Consider the following 15,212-nt stretch of genomic DNA (forward strand, 5'->3'; position numbering starts at 1 on the left):
AGCCATGAGCCAGACCCCGGACAGCGCCGTCCGTACGTACATCGAACAGCACCGCACCGCCTTCCTCGACGACCTCGCCGAATGGCTGCGCATCCCGTCCGTGTCGGCCCAGCCCGACCACGCGCCCGACGTACGGCGCAGCGCCGACTGGCTCGCCGGCAAACTCCGGCAGACCGGTTTCACCACCACCGAGGTCTGGTCCACCGCGGGTGCCCCCGCCGTCTTCGCCGAGTGGCGTTCCGACGACCCGAAGGCCCCCACCGTCCTCGTCTACGGCCACCACGACGTCCAGCCCGCCGCCCGTGAGGACGGCTGGGACAGCGAGCCCTTCGAGCCCGTCGTACGCGAAGGACGCCTCTACGCGCGCGGTGCGGCCGACGACAAGGGCCAGGTGTTCTTCCACACACTCGGCGTCCGCGCGCACCTCGCCGCCACCGGCCGCACCGCCCCGGCCGTCAACCTCAAGCTGCTCATCGAGGGCGAGGAGGAGTCCGGCTCCCCGCACTTCCGGGAGCTCGTCGAACAGCACGCGGAGCGCCTGGCCGCCGACGCGGTGATCGTCTCCGACACGGGCATGTGGTCCGAGGACACCCCCACGGTGTGCACCGGGATGCGTGGCCTCGCCGAGTGCGAGATCCACCTGTACGGACCCGACCAGGACATCCACTCCGGCTCCTTCGGCGGCGCGGTGCCCAACCCGGCGACCGCCGCCGCCCGCCTGGTCGCCGCCCTGCACGACGAGCACGCGCGCGTGGCCGTCCCCGGCTTCTACGACGGCATCGTGGAACTCACCGACCGGGAGCGCCGCCTCTTCGCCGAGCTGCCCTTCGCCGAGGAGCAGTGGCTGCGCACCGCCAAGTCGTACGCCGCCCACGGCGAGGCCGGATACACCACCCTGGAGCGCGTCTGGGCCCGCCCCACCGCCGAGGTCAACGGCATCGGCGGCGGCTACCAGGGCCCCGGCAGCAAGACGATCATCCCGTCCGCGGCGACGGTCAAGCTGTCGTTCCGGCTGGTCGCCGGCCAGGACCCGGACCACATCGAGAAGGCCGTCCGCGCCTGGGCCGCCGAGCAGGTGCCCGCGGGGATACGGCAGGAGATCGTGTTCGGCGCGGCCACGCGCCCGTGCCTGACGCCGCTGGACCACCCGGCCCTGCAGTCCGTGGTCCGCGCCATGGGCCGCGCCTTCGACGCCCCCGTCCGCTTCACGCGCGAGGGCGGCTCGGGCCCGGCCGCCGACCTCCAGGAGGTGCTCGGCGCGCCCGTTCTCTTCCTGGGCATCTCCGTCCCCTCCGACGGCTGGCACGCGCCCAACGAGAAGGTCGAGCTCGACCTGCTGCTCAAGGGCGTCGAGACCAGCGCGTACCTGTGGGGCGACCTCGCGGAGCACTGGCACGATGCGCCCTGACGGGCGCCCGCCGGCCCGGGCGGTGTCGTGCCGGGCGCACACTGGAGAGGCCCTCCCGCGCCCCCAGGCCCCGCCGGACGCGGACGCCTCCTGCCGTACGTCCTGCTGAACCGCCGCCGAAACAACCGTTGCACCGGGGGAGTTGGAAGCACCCGTGACCACCTGGACCGACCACACCGCCGACCGTCCCATCTCGCTCACCGCGCCCAGCGGCATCGACCGGGCCGCCCACCACCGGCTCGACGAGGCCTGGCTCGCCGCGGCATGGAGCCACCCCTCGACGCGCTGCTTCGTGGTCTCCGGCGGTCAGGCCCTGATCGACGAGACCCCCGACGGCCGCACCGAACTGGTCACGACGCCCTCCTTCGAGGCCCCCCTCACCGAGGCGCACCGCTACTTCCTCGGCACGGACGCGGAGGGCGTCAGCTACTTCGCCCTGCAGAAGGACTCCCTGCCCGGCCGCATCGACCAGTCCGCCCGCCCGGCCGGTCTGCGCGAGGCCGGTCTGCTCCTGTCCCCCCGGGACGCTGGCCTGCTGGCGCACGCGGTGGCCCTGGAGAACTGGCAGCGGCTGCACCGTTTCTGCTCCCGCTGCGGCGAGCGCACCGTGATCGCCGCGGCCGGGCACATCCGCCGCTGCCCGGCCTGCGGCGCCGAGCACTACCCGCGCACCGACCCCGCCGTGATCATGGCGGTCACCGACGACGCGGACCGGATCCTGCTCGGCCGCCAGGTGCACTGGCCCGAGGGCCGTTTCTCCACGCTCGCCGGCTTCGTCGAGCCGGGGGAGTCCATCGAGCAGTCGGTGCGCCGCGAGGTCCACGAGGAGGTGGGCGTCGCCGTCGGCGAGGTCGAGTACGTCGCCAGTCAGCCCTGGCCGTTCCCCTCCAGCCTCATGCTGGGCTTCATGGCGCACGCCACCTCGACCGAGATCGCCGTCGACGGCGAGGAGATCCACGAGGCCCGCTGGTTCTCCCGCGAGGAACTGCGCGCGGCCTTCGAGTCCGGCGAGGTCCTGCCGCCCTACGGCATCTCCATCGCGGCCCGCCTCATCGAACTCTGGTACGGCGAGCCGCTGCCGACGAGGAGCGCCGTCTGAGGCCCGGAAACCCGGAACCCCGGAAACCCGGAAACCCGGAAACAACGAGAAGGCGGCCTCCCCGGGGTTCCGGGGAGGCCGCTTTCCACGTCTGCCGCGGGACGCACGAGCTCAGATGTCCCGCTTGCGCGCCGTCAGCTGGAAGAGCCGAGCTGTGTGCATGTAGGGCGGCAGCGCGGTCGTGGCGAGTTCCAGTTGCTCAAGGTCCGCGTAGAACGCCGGGTCGTGTTTTCGCGCGTCGTCGGTGATGTAGTCGCAGAAGCCGCGGATGCCGTAGTGCCGTACGTCCTGGCAGCCGAGGCTTTGCAGGACCGGGATGATCTCTCGGCCGTGTGGAGCGTCACCGCCGAGTCGAACGTCTGGGTCCGGGACCGGTCTGTGCCGAGCGCGGCCAGCGCGGCGGCGGGGTCGGTCTCGCGAACGGCGATGCTCAGGGCGGCCGAGTGACGGTTGATCGCCATCATCGAGAACAGCCCGCCGGGCTTCAGCGGGGCGAGGGCCGTGGCGAGGATGCCGGGCACGTCGTCCACGTACTGGAGAAGGTTGTGGCACAGGACCACGTCGAACGCTCCGGCGGCGAGATCGGCGGGCAGCGCGGTCACGTCGGCGCGCACACAGGTGATCAGCTCCGTCAGGCCGGCCGTCGAGGCTCGCTCGGTCGCGGCGGCGAGCATGGCGGGTGCGTGGTCGACGACGGTGACGTGATGCCCGCGGGCGGCCAGACGCATCGCGTCGCCGCCGTCACCGCCGGCGAGGTCGAGTATCCGCAGCGGCCCGTCGCCCAGGTCGTCGAGATGACGGGCGAGGTTCGCCTCGGCGATCGCGTACCGCAGACGACCCCAGGGGGCGTCCTGCCATTCCTGCCAGGTGGTCATCGCGGCGTTGAACTTCTCGGGAGCCTCAGGCATCTCGCGACGATGCCCGAACACACGTGCGTTGCGCCGTGCCGGGCGGTCCACCGACTCACCCCGGTACAGGTCGGGGCATGCAAAGACCCCCGATCCGGCGCCAGGCCGGTCGGGGGTCGTGTGCGGCATGTGGTCAGACGCCGAGTGCCTGCTTCACCTGGGCGAGGCTCGGGTTCGTCATCACGACCTCGACCCCACCGTTGGAGGGAACCACCTGCACGGTGGGAACCGTCTGGTTTCCGCCGTTGGCCTTTTCGACGAAGGCCGCGGAATCCGGGTCCTGCTCGATGTTGATCTCGGTGTACGCGATGCCCTCGCGGTCCATCTGGCTCTTCAGCCGGCGGCAGTAGCCGCACCACGTGGTGCTGTACATCGTCACAGTGCCCGGCATGTCTCTCGCGCTCCTTCGGCGGCTCGGGGACGTTATTCGTCGCAGGGGAGGAACGTACGCCACCGCTCCGGCATTCCCACCGGGGGTATCCGGCCCGCGGGACGCGCGGCACGGGACGCGCGGAGTCGGCACGGCCGCAGCAGCACCAGTGCGACCGGTACGACCAGTACGACCGCCGGGGGCTGCCTGTGGACAACCGGCTCATGTGTCCCACGGCGACCTGGCAGCATGGCTGTGTGACAGCAGCAACGCACTCCCCGCTCTTCCCTCGGGTCCCCGACTCCGCCGACGCGGTGCTCGACGGGCTCGACCCCGAGCAGCGTGAGGTGGCCACCTCTCTGCACGGGCCGGTGTGCGTCCTGGCGGGCGCCGGCACGGGCAAGACCCGGGCGATCACCCACCGCATCGCCTACGGGGTGCGCGCGGGTGCCCTCCAGCCCTCCAGTGTGCTGGCCGTCACCTTCACCAACCGTGCGGCGGGGGAGATGCGCGGCCGGCTGCGCCAGCTCGGCGCGCACGGCGTGCAGGCCCGCACCTTCCACTCCGCCGCCCTGCGTCAGTTGCAGTACTTCTGGCCGAAAGCGATCGGTGGCGCCCTGCCCCGGCTCGTCGACCGCAAGATCCAGCTCGTCGCGGACGCGGCCGCCGCCTGCCGCATCCGCCTGGACCGGGGCGAGCTGCGGGACGTCACCGCCGAGATCGAGTGGTCCAAGGTCACCCAGACCGTCCCGGCCGACTACGCCCTCGCGGCCGCGAAGGACGGCCGCGCCGTCCCCCGCGACCCGGCCGAGATCGCCCAGCTGTACTCGGTGTACGAGGACCTCAAGCGGGAGCGCTCGGTCATCGACTTCGAGGACGTCCTGCTGCTGACCGTCGCCGTCCTCCAGGACCGCGCCGACGTGGCCGAACAGGTCCGCGCCCAGTACCAGCACTTCGTGGTCGACGAGTACCAGGACGTCTCCCCGCTCCAGCAGCGCCTGCTGGAACTGTGGCTGGGCGACCGCGACAGCCTGTGCGTCGTCGGCGACGCCAGCCAGACGATTTACTCCTTCACCGGAGCGACCCCCGACCACCTGCTCGACTTCCGCACCCGCCATCCCGGCGCCACCGTCGTCAAGCTGGTCCGCGACTACCGCTCCACCCCGCAGGTCGTCCACCTGGCCAACGGACTGCTCGCCCAGGCCCGGGGCCGTGCCGCCGACCACCGGCTGGAACTGGTCTCCCAGCGCGCCCCCGGGCCCGAGCCCGCCTACACCGAGTACACCGACGAGCCCGCCGAGGCGGAAGGGGCCGCCCGCCGCATCCACGACCTGATCGCCTCCGGCGTCCCGGCGAGCGAGATCGCCGTCCTGTTCCGGACGAACGCCCAGTCCGAGACCTACGAACAGGCCCTCGCCGACGTCGGCGTGCCCTACCAGCTGCGCGGCGCGGAACGCTTCTTCGACCGGCCGGAGGTGCGCAGGGCCAGTGTCGCGCTGCGCGCCGCGGCGCGCTTCGGCGGCAACGACTCCCTCCTCGACGACGCCGACGACCTGCCCTCACAGGTGCGTGCCGTGTTGTCGGGGGAGGGCTGGACCCCGCAGCCGCCGGCCGGCTCCGGCGCGGTCAGAGAGCGCTGGGAATCGCTGGCCGCCCTGGTGAGCCTCGCCCAGGACTTCGCCGCCGCCCGGCCGGGGGCGACGCTCGCCGACCTCGTGACGGAACTCGACGAGCGGGCGAACGCCCAGCACGCCCCGACAGTCCAGGGCGTCACCCTCGCCTCCCTGCACTCGGCCAAGGGCCTGGAGTGGGACGTCGTCTTCCTGGTCGGCGTCGCCGAGGGCATGATCCCCATCACCTACGCCCGAACAGACGAACAGATCGAGGAGGAGCGCCGCCTCCTCTACGTGGGTGTCACCCGCGCCCGTGAGCTGCTGCACGTGTCCTGGTCGCTGTCCCGCTCGCCGGGCGGCCGTCCCGGGCGCCGCCCCAGCCGCTTCCTCGACGGGCTGCGCCCCGGCTCGGCCGGTACCGCGGGCCGCGCCGCACCCGGTGGCTCCGGAGGCGTCGAGCGCGGCTTCACCGCGGCCGTGGGGACGCGCACAGCGCCCGCCCCGCGGCGCACGCAGCGCACCCCGGCCCGGTGCCGGGTCTGCGGCCGCACGCTCACCGACGCCGGCGAGATGAAGCTGATGCGCTGCGACGGCTGCCCCTCCGACATGGACGAGGGCCTGTACGAGCGGCTGCGCGAGTGGCGGGCGGTCCAGGCGGGGCGCAGCGGGCAGCCCGCCTTCTGCGTCTTCACCGACAGGACACTGATGGCGATCGCCGAGACCGTCCCGGACGACGAGCGCGAACTGGCGCGCATCCCCGGAGTGGGGATGCGCAAGCTCCGCCGGTACGGGCCGGATGTTCTCGCCCTCTGTGAGGGCAGGGAGCCAGGGGAAGAAGGCAGCGAGGACTGACCGAGTACCGGCCGCGGACTGGCCGGGGACTGGCCGGGGACTGAGGGGAACTCGTCGAAAAAATAGTTTGCGCACCCGCCGTCCGTCCCCATAGGTTCTTGGTCACGGGAACGGTGGCCTTCCTGAGGCCCCGGTTCCGTGTTCTACTTGCATATCCGTACGGACTGGCTCACCCCAGTCCCTCAGACGCCGAGAGGAGGCGAGCCCAGTGATCACTATCAAGACCAGCTCCATCAGCACCGCCAAAATGACCGATCGCTCGGTCGTCTCCCTGTGCATGCTCGGCGCCTTTACCCAGGGCACCGGTCTGTCCGGCATTGCTGCCGCGCGTCCGGCGTCCTGCGTGTCCCTCGCGGGTCTTCCCGTCCGTGAGCGTGATGAGCGACCGACCAAGGCACTGGAAGCAGTAGCGGCGCAGGCGCAGGCCTATGCCGTTGAGGCGGCCGGTGCCGGTAACCGGGAGCAGACGAAGCAGCACCACCTGATGTGGGCCTTCCGTGGGCCAGACCCCTGGAGTGATCCAGCCTGATCGCCGATCAGGCCGGCGCCTTCAGGGCCGCGGAACCCCAACCGGGATCCGCGGCCCTTCTGTTTTCCCCGAACGGGGACAGCGGAGCGAAGGAGCCTCGGGACAAGAGAAGAACCCGGTAGCCAGCCGACACCCGGCCGACCGGCCGACCCGACCAGACGAGGAAGACGAACCGTGCAACTCGAAGCGCACGCCCCGTCCGTACCGCCTTCCGACACGATCCCCAAGCCCGGTCTCACGGAGGACCCCGCCTTGACCCCGCTCACCGCGCTCACCGCGCTCGACGAAGCCATCGAGAACCTCGGCGTGCCCGTCCCCTGCCGTTCCTACGACCCGGAGGTCTTCTTCGCCGAGTCGCCGGCGGACGTGGAGTACGCCAAGTCCCTCTGCCGCACCTGCCCGCTGATGGAGGCCTGCCTCGCCGGCGCCAAGGAGCGGCGTGAGCCCTGGGGCGTCTGGGGCGGCGAGCTGTTCGTCCAAGGTGTCGTCGTCGCCCGGAAGCGGCCGCGTGGCCGCCCGCGCAAGAACCCGGTCACGGCATGAACACCGCAGGAACGATCGACCGCCCCCACACGCACGACCCCCAGAAGCAGGCCCCGATGAAGCCGTCCGCCAGCGAGCCCGAGGGCTCCGCGACCGAAGACGTCACCACCACCGGCGCGAACGACTCGCGTCAGAACAGGAACCGAGAGATGCAACTCATCCCAGAAGCGCTGGCTCGTGCGCATATGCGCGAGCGGCTGCACGAGGCGGAGAGGGAACGCCAGGCCGTACGCCTGGCGACCGCCCGCCGGATGCAGCGTCGCGCCGAGCGCGCCTCGCTGCGTGCCCGCCGCGCGCTCGCCATGGCAGTGATGCACTGACTGACAACGCTGTTCCACGCCGCCAGGCGGTGGCCTCCCGGTCCGGGAGGCCGGAACTCTGCCCGCGGGGGCCGGTCCGTTCGGACGGACCGGCCCCCGCGGTGCGTTGTTCCCGACGATCCGCGGCCCGGCGGTATGGTCGCGGGGTGACGAGTCTTTCCGGAGGCGCGGACCCCGCCGGCACGGCAGGTGCGGGCGAGGACCACGCGGGCACGGACCACGCGGGCGCGGCGTACGGCGGCACGGGCCGCGGCGGTGCGAGCGCCGAGCGGCCCGGCCTGGTGTGCGCACGCTGCGGCACCCCGGCCGAGGGCCTGCCGCCCACCTGGACCTGCTCCGTGGAGAGCGGCACCCGGCGCCACTTCTGCGACGCCTGCTCCCGCGAGAACCTCCGCTCGATCGAGGGGCGCCTGGACTCCGCCTGGTGGTAGCCCCCCAGCGTGCTCAGGCCTCGGCGGCCGCCTGCTCGTCGTCCGGTTCCTCGTCGCCCGGCTGCTCGCCTACTGGACGGGCGGCGAAACCTGGCAGCCACTCCTCCAACTCCTCCCGAAGCCGCACGGTGGAGCCCAGCTGGCACAGCACACCGATGGTGCTGAGCGTGACCCGGTGGATCAGCAGGTACGACGGGGGCAGATTGAGCTGCTTGCCCAGTTGGTAGGCGGGGGAGCGGGGGTCGGCGATCCGGGCCGCCTGGCTGCGCATCCAGCCGCGGGTGAAGGTGAACTCCTCCACCTGGGCCGGTTCGATGATCGGCAGGAGGTAGTCGAAGACGGCGTCCGGGTCCAGCTCGATGGACTCCTTCACGAAGCCCTCCGTGGACAGCATCTCGTAGACCGCCTCCGCCTTGCCGTCCAGCGCCATGCGCAGCGCTGAGCCGATGGGCGTCGGCAGGCCGCCGGGAAGGCGGTCGACGGTGCCGAAGTCCAGGACACCCAGGCGCCAGTCGTCCTCGCCGTCCGGTCCGCCGGGCAGGAGACGGAAGTTGCCGGGGTGCGGGTCGGCGTGCAGCAGGCCCGTGCGGGCCGGGCCCGAGAACAGGAAGCGGGCCAGCAGCTGGCCGGCGCGGTCGCGCTGGGCCTGGGTGCCGTCCGCGATCACCTCGGACAGCGGAACACCGTCGAGCCACTCGGTGACCAGGACCTGCTCGCACTGATGGACCACCGCCGGGACGACGAAGTCCGGGTCGTCGGCGAACTCCTCGGCGTGAGCCTGCTGGGCCTGCGCCTCCAGTCCGTAGTCCAGCTCCTCGGAGACGCGGTCCTTGAGCTCGGCGATCAGCGGCTTGATGTCCACGCCGGGAACCAGCGGCCCCAGAAGGCGGGCGAACCTGCTCAATTGGGTCAGATCGGATACGAGGGCCTCGCCGGCGCCGGGATACTGCACCTTGACCGCGACCTCGCGGCCGTCGCGCCACACCGCCCGGTGCACCTGCCCGATCGAGGCCGCCGCGGACGGCTTGTCCTCGAACTCCTCGAACAGCTCGCGCCAGTGCTCGCCCAGCCGCTCCTCCAGCACGGAGTGCACCGTGCGCGTCGGCATCGGCGGCGCCGCCTCCTGGAGCTTGGTCAGCGCGACCCGGTAGGGGCCGGCGACCTCCTCGGGCAGTGCCGACTCGAAGACGGACAGCGCCTGCCCGAACTTCATCGCCCCGCCCTTGAGCTCACCGAGCACCTTGAACAACTGGTCGGCTGTGCGTTGCTGAAGCTCGCGACCGACGAGATCGGCGGACTCGCCGACGATCCGTTTGCCGAGTCCCCAGGTCGCTCTCCCGGCGAATCCGAGCGGGAGCGCGGCGAGCTTGGCGGTCCGGGTGACCGCCTTCCGGGGAAGATCAGACATGCGCCCTCCAAGTCCGAGCAAGCCGCGCCGCGTCTGCCCGGCGGCAGGGCGTCGATGACGGCCGTTGCCCAGCCATTGTTGCGCGTGCCTCGTCGTTCCCCGAGGCCTGCTCCCCCTCGGCTTCCCCGGCCGCGCCGCACGAGCAGGACGGATGCGGCCACACCGGGCGTGGGCGCCAGCTCAGGCCGGGCAGGGACACCTCCCAGCGGGCGCCCGCGCTGGAGGGCGACTCCCCGTCGAGGAAGGCGAGCGCGTGCGCGGCCGACAGGGCGGCCACGGTCGCGGCGAGAGGCAGATCACACGGGCGTACATGACGCGGTCTGCCCGAGCGCCACTGTGCCACCAGACGCGGCCAGGTCCCGTCCCGGTCCGTGCGCCCGAGGTGCAGACAGCCGGCGCAGCCGGTCTCGCCGGGCAGGACGAGCGGGCCCACGACGCCCGTGCCCTCCACCACCCCGGCGTACAGATGAGGGGTGCCGGACTCGATCAGGGCGGCGGCCGCGGACGGATCGGGCGCGTGCACGGCGATGTCGTCCCTCGGGGCGAGGACCACCAGGGAGAATCCCCGCTCGTCGGACTCGGACGGTGTCCGGGCGGTGCGGCGGGCCGGACGGTCCGGGGCCGCGGCACGCACGGCCCGCCGCGCCGCGGTGTCCCGGCGCTCGCCGACGGTCTCGGCGGACAGCCCGCCCGGGGCGACGTCCCCCGGCTCCACACAGCCGCCGTCGCGCACGTCGACCTCGCCGACCCCCGCCCCGGACAGCAGCGCCGCCAGGACGGCGCCCACCCGGCCCGCGCCCTGGACCCGCACCCGCGCCGCACGTCGGGCGGCGAGGCGCCCCATCGCCTCACCCGGTGCGCGCGTGGTCAAAGAGAGGGAGGCGAGATCGGGCGCCAGCCGGTCCATGGCCTCCTTCCGCTCCCGCAGCGCGTCGGCCGCCGCGCCGCCGCCCCGGGCGTCGTCCAGGAGCCCGGCCTGGGCCAGCCGCTCCACCAGGCGGTCGACGTGGCCGTCGGGCAGATCCATGCGGCGTGCCTCCTCCTGCAGCAGCGGCAGTCCGCGCGTGCCGTTGAGCAGGTCCAGGAAACTGCCCGTCGCCGTGTCCAGCGGGCCCAGGGTCATCGCGTGCGCGGGAGTCATCCCGAACTGCACGGTCCCGAGATCACGCCAGCCGCGCCTGAGCGCGGGTTTCACCATCGGATGCATGCGAGCCCCCGTAGCCCGAAGAAGGAAAGCGCCGAAACGTCCTCGTACGCCGGTGAGGCCGGTCCCAGCCGTCGCCGACGAATGCCAGCATGCCCGGCCCGGACGGCGGGCGCCGAAAGTTGTCCACAGGCGATGGGTATTCGTCATACGAGTCGTATGAGTCGTATGAATCGGACGCTCGGCGAGGGATCGGCACGGAACCCGTTCCGGGCCCGGGACTTCCCGGCCGCGCACCCGGTAACGTCGGGGCGTGTCCGCCGACCCACTGCACCGTGCCGGAACGCCGCAGCGCGGCAAGACGAGCCCGCCGCCGGACGGCGCCGAGGCGAGCGAGATCGAGGTCCGCAGGAGTACCCGGCGACGTCGGACGGTCTCCGCGTACCGCGAGGGCGGTCGCACCGTCGTGCTCATCCCCGCCCGGATGTCCGAGGCGGAGGAGCGGCGCTGGGTGACCGTCATGCTCGACAAGCTCGCCGCCCAGGAGAGCCGGCGAACGCTCGGCGACACGGAGCTGGCCGAACGCGCCGAACGGCTGTCCGCCCAGTTCTTCGACGGCCGCGCCCGGCCCGCCTCGGTCCGCTGGGTCACCAACCAGAACACGCGCTGGGGCTCGTGCACCCCGGCGGAGGGCAGCATCCGGCTGTCCCACCGGCTTCAGGGGATGCCCGAGTACGTCGTCGACTACGTACTGCTGCACGAGCTGGCCCATCTGCTCGTCCCGGGACACGGCCCCGACTTCTGGCGGCTGCTGGAGGCGTACCCGCGCACCGAGCGGGCCCGGGGCTATCTGGAAGGGGTGGCCGCGGCCGCGCGGCTGCCGCATCCGCCGGGTTCACAGGGCGGGTGACGGAGCCGCCGGGGGCGTCCGTCACCACCCGACTGTGCTTGTGTACCGGGTCCGTACCGACTTCGGCCGGTGTCGGGGTTTGCCGTTAGCCTGGCGCGACGCACTCGCACTCGCACTCGGGACGGGGGACGGTCCGTTGGGCATGCCCAGGGAATTCCAGCGCGGCCACAAGGCCAGGATCAGTGACCTGACCGCGGGCACGGATCTGTACGTCGGCGTGCAGATCACGGCCCCCGGACTGACCGTCGACATCAGCTGCTTCGGTCTGGACGCCGACGAACGCCTGTCGGACGACCGGTACTTCGTCTTCTACAACCAGCCGAAGTCCCCCGAGGAGGCCATCCAGCTGCTGGGCGCCCAGGCGGGCGACACGGAGTCCTTCCGGGTCACGCTGGAGAAGATCCCGTCGCACATCCGGAAGCTGTCGTTCACGGCCGCCATCGACGGTGCCGGGCAGATGTCCCGGATCGACTCCGGGTACCTGCGCATCGTGGCGGGCGGCGAGGAGGTGGCCCGGTACGCGTTCGACGGCTCGGAGTTCTCCACCGAACGGGCCGTGATGCTGGGCGACTTCTACGTCAGGGACGCGTGGCGGTTCGCGGCCGTCGGCCAGGGCTTCGACGGGGGCCTCGAGGCGCTGCTGAAGAACTTCGGCGGGGAGGTCCTGGAAGAGGAGGAGAACCCCGCCGCGGGCCACGACCCGCAGTCCGGAGCCGCTCCGGGCTTCGCCCCGCCCGCCCAGGCCACCGCGCCCCCGGAGTTCGCCGTCCCCTCCGGGCCGCCCGCTCCGATGCCTGCCTCGGCTCCCGTCCCGGAGCCGGTCGCCCCGGTCCCCGTCCCGGAGCCGGTCGCCCCGGCCCCCGCCCCGGAGCCGGTCGCCTTGGTGCCGCCGCCCGTCGCGTACGGCTTCGCGCCGCCTCCAGGAGCCACCCCGCTGCCTCCGGAAGCCACCCCGCCGCCTCTGCCCCCGGCGCCGGGTCCCACGCCGTCGGTGCACGCGGCGCCGACCATCATCGCCCCCCTGACCCCGCCCGGCGCCCCTGTCCCGCCGCCCGCCCCGCCACCCGCGCCCTACGCGCAGCCGCCCTACGGCCGACCGTACGGACAGACCCCGCCCCCGCTTCCGCCATCCGCCCAGTACCAGGCACAGCAGGCCCCGCCCCCGCTTCCGCCATCCGCCCAGTACCAGGCACAGCAGCCCCCGCCGCTCCCCGGCTACGGTGACCGGCCGCCGTTCGGCCAGGCCCCCGGTCAGCCCGCTCCCTACGGAGCGCCGGAGGCGCCCCCCGAGCCGCCGGAGTGTCCGCCGCGCTGAACCCGCTGCTGCCGCCGCAGAACGCGGTGGTCGGGCAGGGCCTCGCCGCGCAGTTCGGCATGGGACAGCAGGGGGCGCGGGGACAGAACCAGGGGAACGTTCGGGGCTGGGCCGAGGCCGGAGGCGAGGGGCGACCACCACCGGCCGTCGCCCCTCGCGGGGTCAGAGCCTGGCGCGCGTCGCCTCCAGCAGGCGGACGACCGACGTGTCCGCCACCCCCGGCACGTCGTCGTAGGCGAACCAGCGCAGGTCCAGGGACTCGTCGCTGATGGCCGCCTCCGCCCCGCGCGGCGCGAGCGCGGCGTACTGGACGTCGAGGTGCCAGGCACACGGGGTGCGGTGTCGGTCGAGGCGGACGGGGCCGCCGGGCAGCAGAGTCAGCCCCTCGATGCCCGACTCCTCGGTCGCCTCGCGCAGGGCCGCGTCCGCCAGCGTGGCGTCCTCCGGCTCGCAGTGGCCGCCCATCTGGAGCCACATGCGCAGCTTCCTGTGGAGGGTCAGCAGCACCCGGCCGCGCTCCGGGTCGATCACCATCGCGCTCGCCGTGATGTGCCCGTCCGCGCAGGCCTTCCACATGCCGTCCGGGCGCGTCCGCAGATGCTCCAGGTAGAGCGGGCGCAACTCCTTCTGGTCCCCGTACTCCCCGGACTCTTCGTGCTCCCGGTACTCCCGCAGGACGAGGACCGCGTCGTCGTGGAGACTCACTCGGCGTCGTCGCCCTTGTGGCCCCTGTCGCTCTTGCCGTCCTCGTTGTTCTCGTCGGGCTCGGTCTTCTTGCGCAGGTCCGGCTTCGGCGCGGAACCGCCCGCCGCCTCGCCGAGCATCCTGTCCAGCTCGGAGAAGTCCATGTGCTCGCGGTGCACGAAGCCGTCCGGGTCGTCCAGGTCGGCGGCGGTGGGCAGCATGTCCGGGTGCGCCCACAGGCCGTCGCGGCCCTCCACCCCGCGCGCGTCGGTGAGCGAGGCCCACAGGCGGGAGGCGTCCCGCAGCCGGCGCGGGCGCAGCTCCAGGCCGATCAGCGTGGCGAAGGTCTGCTCGGCCGGGCCGCCCGAGGCCCGGCGGCGGCGCAGCGTCTCGCGCAGCGCGTCGGCGGACGACAGGCGCGGCTTGGCCGCGGCGTGCACCACGGCGTCCACCCAGCCCTCGACGAGGGCCAGAGCGGTCTCCAGGCGGGCCAGGGCGGCCTTCTGCTCCGGGGTGTCCTCCGGCTGGAACATGCCCTGCTGGAGGGCGTCCTGCAACTGCTCGGGGTTCTGCGGGTCGAACTGGCCGACCACGTCCTCCAGCTTGGCGGTGTCGACCTTGATCCCGCGCGCATACCCGTCGACGGCGCCGAACAGGTGCGAGCGCAGCCACGGCACGTGCGAGAACAGGCGCTGGTGGGCGGCCTCCCGCAGGGCGAGGTACAGCCGCACCTCCTCCTTGGGCACACCCAGGTCCTTGCCGAACGTCTCGATGTTCACCGGCAGCAGCGCGGCCCGGCCGGCCGGGCCGAGCGGCAGGCCGATGTCGGTCGAGCCGACGACCTCGCCGGCCAGCACGCCGACGGCCTGACCGATCTGCGTGCCGAACATGGCGCCGCCCATGGAGCGCATCATGCCGATCAGCGGGCCGGCCATGGCCTGCATCTCCTCCGGCAGGACGTCGCCCATGGCGGTGCCGACCCGCTCGGCGACCGGGTCGACGAGCTCCTTCCAGGCCGGCAGGGTGGCCTCGACCCACTCCGCGCGGGACCACGCCACCGCGGAGCCCGCGCCGGACGGCAGGGACGTCACGTCGTCCAGCCACAGGTCGGCCAGCCGGACGGCGTCCTGGACCGCGGTGCGCTCGGCGGGGCCGACGCTGGCGTCCTTGGTGCCGTCCGAGGTGCCCTGGGAGACCGTCTGGCGGGCGATCTGCTTGGCCATGTCCCAGTTCACCGGGCCGCCCTCGTAGGAGAGCATCTGGCCGAGCTGCTGGAACGCCGCGCCCAGGTCGGTGGGGTTCAGCGAACCGAACATGGCTGCGAGCGGATTGTCGGCGCCGGGCCCGCCAAAGCCTCCGGCCCCGGACAGTCCGAAACCGAACGGGTTGGCCGGTCCCTGCTCACCGCCGCTCTGCTGGTCCTTCTTCTTGCCCTCGTCGCCGTCGTCCGGCTCCTCCGGCGGAAGGCCGAATCCGAATGGGGTGTCACTCACGGGGTTCCTCGGCTGTTAAGGCCACCGGTTCTCTCCGGCGGCGCGGCTGCCCGACAACACCACCCAGCGTAGACACCATGGGCGGTTCGGGCCTCGGTGCTTCGCCGACACATCGCCTGCGGCAGGATGGATGCCACCTGGTACGTACGCGTCATTCGCGCCCGTATGTGAAGACAACCGCTGGA

15 protein-coding genes and 1 pseudogene are annotated in these 15,212 nt (G+C 72.8%); 10 read left to right on the forward strand and 6 right to left on the reverse strand.

What is annotated here, in order from left to right; genetic code table 11:
* The first annotated feature begins 4 nt into the window (after nt 1-4).
* Together ACIHCX_RS12990 and nudC are read left to right on the forward strand one after the other, a co-directional pair.
* Nucleotides 5-1,408: a dipeptidase gene (locus ACIHCX_RS12990; protein ID WP_400029001.1), complete on the forward strand. Its 1,404-nt coding sequence runs from the start codon at nt 5-7 to the stop codon at nt 1,406-1,408.
* 154 nt (nt 1,409-1,562) lie between these two features.
* Complete coding sequence (gene nudC, locus ACIHCX_RS12995) at nt 1,563-2,507, forward strand: NAD(+) diphosphatase (RefSeq protein ID WP_400029002.1); 945 nt, start codon at nt 1,563-1,565, stop codon at nt 2,505-2,507.
* 134 nt (nt 2,508-2,641) lie between these two features.
* Here nudC and ACIHCX_RS13000 read toward each other — a convergent pair whose 3' ends face one another.
* Both ACIHCX_RS13000 and ACIHCX_RS13005 read right to left on the reverse strand, forming a co-directional pair.
* Nucleotides 2,642-3,415, reverse strand: coding sequence for a class I SAM-dependent methyltransferase (locus ACIHCX_RS13000; RefSeq protein WP_400029003.1), 774 nt, complete (start codon nt 3,413-3,415; stop codon nt 2,642-2,644).
* A 133-nt stretch (nt 3,416-3,548) separates the two neighbouring features.
* Nucleotides 3,549-3,806: a mycoredoxin gene (locus ACIHCX_RS13005; RefSeq protein ID WP_400029004.1), complete on the reverse strand. Its 258-nt coding sequence runs from the start codon at nt 3,804-3,806 to the stop codon at nt 3,549-3,551.
* A 236-nt stretch (nt 3,807-4,042) separates the two neighbouring features.
* Here ACIHCX_RS13005 and ACIHCX_RS13010 point away from each other — a divergent pair, with 236 nt between their 5' ends.
* The 5 genes from ACIHCX_RS13010 (at nt 4,043) to ACIHCX_RS13030 (ending at nt 8,073) form a co-directional block, all read left to right on the forward strand.
* Nucleotides 4,043-6,250 (forward strand): ATP-dependent DNA helicase UvrD2, encoded by a 2,208-nt coding sequence (locus tag ACIHCX_RS13010; RefSeq protein ID WP_400029005.1) that lies wholly within the window; start codon nt 4,043-4,045, stop codon nt 6,248-6,250.
* 208 nt (nt 6,251-6,458) lie between these two features.
* On the forward strand, nt 6,459-6,779 hold the full coding sequence (locus ACIHCX_RS13015; RefSeq protein ID WP_400029006.1) for a hypothetical protein: 321 nt from the start codon (nt 6,459-6,461) through the stop codon (nt 6,777-6,779).
* 174 nt (nt 6,780-6,953) lie between these two features.
* Complete coding sequence (locus ACIHCX_RS13020) at nt 6,954-7,322, forward strand: WhiB family transcriptional regulator (RefSeq protein ID WP_400029007.1); 369 nt, start codon at nt 6,954-6,956, stop codon at nt 7,320-7,322.
* Nucleotides 7,319-7,642, forward strand: coding sequence for a hypothetical protein (locus tag ACIHCX_RS13025; protein ID WP_400029008.1), 324 nt, complete (start codon nt 7,319-7,321; stop codon nt 7,640-7,642). The genes ACIHCX_RS13020 and ACIHCX_RS13025 overlap by 4 nt, the downstream gene beginning before the upstream one ends.
* 146 nt (nt 7,643-7,788) lie before the next feature.
* A complete protein-coding gene (locus ACIHCX_RS13030) occupies nt 7,789-8,073 on the forward strand; it encodes a hypothetical protein (protein WP_400029009.1) in 285 nt (94 codons plus the stop codon).
* Between the two features lie 13 nt (nt 8,074-8,086).
* Here ACIHCX_RS13030 and ACIHCX_RS13035 read toward each other — a convergent pair whose 3' ends face one another.
* Nucleotides 8,087-9,481 carry an ABC1 kinase family protein gene (locus ACIHCX_RS13035; protein WP_400029010.1) on the reverse strand — a complete coding sequence of 465 codons (1,395 nt, stop codon included), beginning with the start codon at nt 9,479-9,481 and terminating at the stop codon, nt 8,087-8,089.
* Nucleotides 9,474-10,688 carry a TOMM precursor leader peptide-binding protein gene (locus ACIHCX_RS13040; protein ID WP_400029011.1) on the reverse strand — a complete coding sequence of 405 codons (1,215 nt, stop codon included), beginning with the start codon at nt 10,686-10,688 and terminating at the stop codon, nt 9,474-9,476. The genes ACIHCX_RS13035 and ACIHCX_RS13040 overlap by 8 nt, the downstream gene beginning before the upstream one ends.
* Nucleotides 10,689-10,938: 250 nt before the next feature.
* Here ACIHCX_RS13040 and ACIHCX_RS13045 point away from each other — a divergent pair, with 250 nt between their 5' ends.
* The 3 genes and pseudogenes from ACIHCX_RS13045 to ACIHCX_RS13055 form a co-directional block, all read left to right on the forward strand.
* Nucleotides 10,939-11,535 (forward strand): M48 family metallopeptidase, encoded by a 597-nt coding sequence (locus tag ACIHCX_RS13045; RefSeq protein WP_400029012.1) that lies wholly within the window; start codon nt 10,939-10,941, stop codon nt 11,533-11,535.
* A gap of 142 nt (nt 11,536-11,677) precedes the next feature.
* Complete coding sequence (locus tag ACIHCX_RS13050; RefSeq protein WP_400029013.1) at nt 11,678-12,850, forward strand: TerD family protein; 1,173 nt, start codon at nt 11,678-11,680, stop codon at nt 12,848-12,850.
* Between the two features lie 5 nt (nt 12,851-12,855).
* A pseudogene (locus ACIHCX_RS13055) lies at nt 12,856-12,951 on the forward strand (AIM24 family protein); the annotation flags it as partial.
* Nucleotides 12,952-13,012: 61 nt separating this feature from the next.
* Here the strand turns inward: ACIHCX_RS13055 and ACIHCX_RS13060 are convergent.
* Nucleotides 13,013-13,555 (reverse strand): NUDIX hydrolase, encoded by a 543-nt coding sequence (locus ACIHCX_RS13060; RefSeq protein WP_400029014.1) that lies wholly within the window; start codon nt 13,553-13,555, stop codon nt 13,013-13,015.
* The gene (locus ACIHCX_RS13065) at nt 13,552-15,027 is read right to left on the reverse strand and encodes a zinc-dependent metalloprotease (RefSeq protein WP_400029015.1); all 1,476 of its coding nucleotides are present in this window, start codon (nt 15,025-15,027) and stop codon (nt 13,552-13,554) included. Before ACIHCX_RS13065 ends, ACIHCX_RS13060 begins: the two co-directional genes overlap by 4 nt.
* Nucleotides 15,028-15,212: the final 185 nt, after the last annotated feature.

It is taken from the genome of Streptomyces sp. NPDC052043, from assembly GCF_044548235.1.
Classification (GTDB): domain Bacteria; phylum Actinomycetota; class Actinomycetes; order Streptomycetales; family Streptomycetaceae; genus Streptomyces.

Coding starts and splice junctions, on each gene's coding strand:
- ACIHCX_RS12990 (WP_400029001.1), top strand. CDS start 5: ATGAGCCAGACCCCGGACAGCGCCGTCCGTACGTACATCGAACAGCAC.
- ACIHCX_RS13000 (WP_400029003.1), bottom strand. CDS start 3,415: ATGCCTGAGGCTCCCGAGAAGTTCAACGCCGCGATGACCACCTGGCAG.
- ACIHCX_RS13005 (WP_400029004.1), bottom strand. CDS start 3,806: ATGCCGGGCACTGTGACGATGTACAGCACCACGTGGTGCGGCTACTGC.
- ACIHCX_RS13025 (WP_400029008.1), top strand. CDS start 7,319: ATGAACACCGCAGGAACGATCGACCGCCCCCACACGCACGACCCCCAG.
- ACIHCX_RS13035 (WP_400029010.1), bottom strand. CDS start 9,481: ATGTCTGATCTTCCCCGGAAGGCGGTCACCCGGACCGCCAAGCTCGCC.
- ACIHCX_RS13040 (WP_400029011.1), bottom strand. CDS start 10,688: ATGCATCCGATGGTGAAACCCGCGCTCAGGCGCGGCTGGCGTGATCTC.
- ACIHCX_RS13050 (WP_400029013.1), top strand. CDS start 11,678: ATGCCCAGGGAATTCCAGCGCGGCCACAAGGCCAGGATCAGTGACCTG.